This is a genomic window from Arthrobacter sp. MYb229 (assembly GCF_002975405.1).
GTDB lineage: Bacteria > Actinomycetota > Actinomycetes > Actinomycetales > Micrococcaceae > Glutamicibacter.
Window position 1 is genome coordinate 1 of the sequence record NZ_PCPS01000017.1, and the last position, 3,326, is coordinate 3,326.

General features: G+C 52.3%; 2 protein-coding genes. Both read right to left on the bottom strand.

Annotated elements, in window-relative coordinates; translation table 11 throughout:
• Window positions 1–1,602 precede the first annotated feature (1,602 nt).
• On the bottom strand, window positions 1,603–2,799 hold the full coding sequence (locus CQ019_RS18085) for a type II toxin-antitoxin system HipA family toxin (protein ID WP_105570320.1): 1,197 nt from the start codon (window positions 2,797–2,799) through the stop codon (window positions 1,603–1,605).
• Window positions 2,796–3,104 carry a helix-turn-helix transcriptional regulator gene (locus tag CQ019_RS18090; protein ID WP_258134093.1) on the bottom strand — a complete coding sequence of 103 codons (309 nt, stop codon included), beginning with the start codon at window positions 3,102–3,104 and terminating at the stop codon, window positions 2,796–2,798. Before CQ019_RS18090 ends, CQ019_RS18085 begins: the two co-directional genes overlap by 4 nt.
• Window positions 3,105–3,326: the final 222 nt, after the last annotated feature.

Below are 3,326 nucleotides of genomic sequence, written 5' to 3' on the forward strand. Positions count from 1 at the left end.
TTCTGGGGATTATCACCGAATTTTGTACCGGTTTTTGTTCCGGCCTTGTTTCGGCGACAGATAAAAACTATACACAGTTTTGCGGGATGTTTCAAATCGGGAGGCCCTTTTCCGAGGTGACCGTGCACACAGGAATAATTCTGAATTAAGTTCAGTTTTGGATCCGTACTAGTGAGTCATTGATCAGACGGGCGAAGCCCGCCTATAGTCACAGGGCAGAACTAGCAGTTGATCGCATGTCTAAGCGCTGCTGGATCAGCGGATTGGTTAGCTACCGTTGCCCTCCTTTGTGAAAATCATTGGTATACCGCCTGGATTTGCGCTCTACCGCCACCACACGTTGCAAAATCATCGAGTAACTCACCCATCAATGGCTCGATTCGAATCTCTTTGCCCCTGATACCACTACTACGCTTCGATTCACTGGGCATCTCCAATGACGCAAGGGCCTTTTATGCCGAGCGGGATTGTTTACCGGTCAACTCCATTGGCAGCCCGATGCTCAGTCCCGGCTTCCACAACACAACTCATTCTTGGGCTCCGTAGCAAGATCGGTATGGATGCTTCTCTTTGCACGGTTGAAGTGAGCGACTGCTAGTGCCCCCATCGCGTTGACAGCAAGGACTGTTTCTCGAATAGCTCATTGCTGGCGCCTGAAGGACTCCCGCCAGTCGGCGGTCCATGACTCTAGACGGTACTTTGCGTTGAGTAGCAAGCCCAAGGAAATGAGGATCTTGGCTCTGTCAGTGACAACCTAGCCCTCGGAAATTGGCTGACCACTACTCAGCTAGTCGCCCTCTGCCGTCCAAGATCGGATAGGCGCCCACTAATTGAGTGTCTACGATCGCCGTTTGGCTCAATATTTTGAGATGAACCCAAAAATCGAGGTCACCAAGTTTATAAGTGCCTCGGACACCTATTCGAAACGAGCCGGCACAAATCTGGATCGATATGGTACGTCTCTGCAACTCCTCGCGGGAACCGCCCTGTGTTTTCTCGCCAACTCAGGAAGCACGAACTGCCCTAAGGGCTCATCCGAAGCGAGGATGTTGTCCACGCCTAGGTCATCAGCAATCGCCATGACCGCACGCACAGACAAATACTTCCGTGAAATACGCGATTCATTTATGCAGATCCGTACACCCAGCTTCCTCGGAAAATTCTTTCGACAACATTTGTCGCCTTTCCATACGGCAACTTGGCGAAGACTCACTAGGCAGTAGAAAGGAAGTTGAGCGTTTGGCTAAATCTCAAGCTAAGCGTACTGTATCGATCGCTGCCATCTCTGCGAGAACGAAGCCATGCGAACTCAGGTTCGCGTAACGGTGGTTAGTGCGTGGACATACTGCAACACGGTAGGGAACGCCAAGCGGTAGGCTCCGACGACTACAGTGGCCCCTGTGTTGGGAACCTGTCTCTAGAAGCCGTATTCTCAATCGATGACTGGCCGGCCATTGCCCCAATTCTCCATGGCCACAATGCAAAAGAACTTCGTCTAGGCCCTACCCGAACTATGGGACCATTCCAGCCCAATCTTCCGGCAAAGGCACAAGTGATTTGATAGCTCTCCTCAACATGACAGAGCATCTCATCTTCCGACTTCTACCCAATTTCCATGCGACGAAACCGGAGTTCACGTTGCGTCCCGCGGAGGGGAGATCCTTCAAACGGCAACTCACCCAGGTCCACGAGACTTGCTGCCTTTAGCGCCAGCTGATTAGCCGACTGGACCGCTCTATCGGCGAGTCCCAAAGTATGCGCAAATTCTTGCCAGTGCTTCTTCTTGAGATTTTTCGTCTTACCCGCGACAGTCAAAGCCATGGTGTCATCACCGTAAATCAGCGTGCAGGGAATGTCGTAGATCGGTGCTATTGAGAACCTTCCATGAGCATCAGCCAGCATGGAAACGTTCTTTCCGTGCAGGTCTCCATTGCCTGTCAGCCACGCAAACAGAAACTGAAGGTATAAATTACGCTTAGCCAGTATCGGCGCCTGGCAGTGCGAAGCGAGAGACTCTGAAATCTGCTCGGCGCTGACTGAATACTTCAGGGCTGGCGGTAAATCGAGAACCTGTAATCCATCTTCCTGCGCATACCGTGTCACTACCGTACTATTTGCAGAAATCTGCCGGTCGAAGCGCTCGACAAGTAGCCCCTCGACATGACGGGTGTCGAAAACTAGCTGGTACTTGGCCACTGGTAACTTCAGAGCACTGGCCGCCCGGAGATGTAGTGCTTCATTAGCAACCAGATGCGGATGATCGCGCGGATTCAGCTTAAGTAGATATGCCCCGCCATCCAAACCCAAAGGTGTAGTGAGCATTGTGGCACTGATTTTTTCCTGCACACCAGGAATTGAGTGCCGGTCAAGGCTTCTCGCCAACATTGAGAAGTCTAGATCTGTCGAATCAGCAATCGCGGCCACTGCAGGAGGGGCGGTCAGTTCGGTGCCCGCCGGGGATACTCGAACATTACCTGGCGTATCGGCACCCACAACCATCAGTAGAGTCAGCTCATCTGACAGGCTAGTTTTCGCCGCATCTTTCAGTACCGTAAGTCGATGCCCCTCTGGCAATAACCCAGAGAAGAAAGCTGGCAAACCACCACCTGGACCTATATAAGGAACTGACGACAAGGGCAAAGCCGACGCGATTCCACGGTCACCAGATTCTATGTAGTCACTGGTGTACGAAAACTCGATACCTCCGTCACTCAAACGAGACAAGTGCCCAGCGAGCTTCGACCCTTGATAGACATCGGCTCGCTGCACTCGCTTAAGCTCTTGGATTTCGTGGCTCATTTCTCCACCACAATTTTCAGCCCAAGAACTGCAGCCGCGGACAGCACGGCCGTGATGGAAGGGTTTCCACCACCAGTTTCAATTGCCCGCAAAGTGCGCTCAGAGATATCCGCCAGCTCTGCTAGCTGCTCTTGAGTCAGCCCGCTCTCTTTTCTTGACTGCTGTATAGCGAAGCCAATTTCTGACAGGGAATTCACGACGCGCTCCAGTCCGGCAAAATCTCGCCGATTTTTACGTTTACCCTCACCATAATGCCTCAATAGAGCATTTACGGCAATATACTGCCGAATCGTTGACTCATTCATTTGTTTGTAGCCATCTCGCGGAGTAACGGCAGCATCACGCCGGTCAAGTTTTCGAGCTGTCGCTTAAGGCCGGTTAAAGCACAAAAAGGTCCCGCCTCGCCAGGCAGAACCACACAACCCACACACCCTCGCACACCCCCGCGGGTTAAACAGGTGAGGCCCCCACACCAACAGGTGCAAGGGCCTCAAACCATCATACTAAGTTAAGTCCGGCGGTGACCT

Bases quoted from the DNA above. Each gene is read 5' to 3' on its own strand.
- CQ019_RS18085 (WP_105570320.1), bottom strand. From the start codon at position 2,799: ATGAGCCACGAAATCCAAGAGCTTAAGCGAGTGCAGCGAGCCGATGTC.
- CQ019_RS18090 (WP_258134093.1), bottom strand. From the start codon at position 3,104: ATGAATGAGTCAACGATTCGGCAGTATATTGCCGTAAATGCTCTATTG.